Source organism: Streptomyces sichuanensis (assembly GCF_020328095.1).
Classification (GTDB): Bacteria; Actinomycetota; Actinomycetes; order Streptomycetales; family Streptomycetaceae; genus Streptomyces; species Streptomyces cinnamoneus.
In genome coordinates, this window is record NZ_JAIXMK010000219.1 from 1 (window position 1) to 1,007 (window position 1,007).

The window sequence follows — 1,007 nt, forward strand, 5'->3', positions numbered from 1 at the left end:
CGGGAGTTCTCTTGATCAATCTGCCGATTGGTCGGCGAGTCAGAAACCGTATGGATAGGCGAAGGACATGCGAAAGGTCCGGCGTAGAGGGTAAGACCCCCGTAGCTGAAATCTGTACGGCTTGCTTGAGAATTTCCCAAGTAGCACGGGGCCCGAGAAATCCCGTGTGAATCTGGCGGGACCACCCGCTAAGCCTAAATATTCCCTGGTGACCGATAGCGGATAGTACCGTGAGGGAATGGTGAAAAGTACCGCGGGAGCGGAGTGAAATAGTACCTGAAACCGTGTGCCTACAAGCCGTGGGAGCGTCGCGCATCGAGCTTGCTCGGTGCGTCGTGACTGCGTGCCTTTTGAAGAATGAGCCTGCGAGTTTGCGGTGTGTTGCGAGGTTAACCCGTGTGGGGAAGCCGTAGCGAAAGCGAGTCCGAATAGGGCGATTGAGTAGCGCGCCCAAGACCCGAAGCGGAGTGATCTAGCCATGGGCAGGTTGAAGCGGAGGTAAGACTTCGTGGAGGACCGAACCCACCAGGGTTGAAAACCTGGGGGATGACCTGTGGTTAGGGGTGAAAGGCCAATCAAACTCCGTGATAGCTGGTTCTCCCCGAAATGCATTTAGGTGCAGCGTCGTGTGTTTCTTGCCGGAGGTAGAGCACTGGATAGGCGATGGGCCCTACCGGGTTACTGACCTTAGCCAAACTCCGAATGCCGGTAAGTGAGAGCGCGGCAGTGAGACTGTGGGGGATAAGCTCCATGGTCGAGAGGGAAACAGCCCAGAGCATCGACTAAGGCCCCTAAGCGTACGCTAAGTGGGAAAGGATGTGGAGTCGCAGAGACAACCAGGAGGTTGGCTTAGAAGCAGCCACCCTTGAAAGAGTGCGTAATAGCTCACTGGTCAAGTGATTCCGCGCCGACAATGTAGCGGGGCTCAAGCGTACCGCCGAAGTCGTGTCATTCCAGCATGAGGACCAACGTCCGCTGGGATGGGTAGGGGAGCGTCGTGTGCCGGG

General features: G+C 56.9%; 1 rRNA gene. It reads left to right on the forward strand.

Features of this window, described 5'->3' with window-relative positions:
- A 23S ribosomal RNA gene (locus tag LE181_RS31305) occupies positions 1-1,007 on the forward strand; the annotation flags it as partial.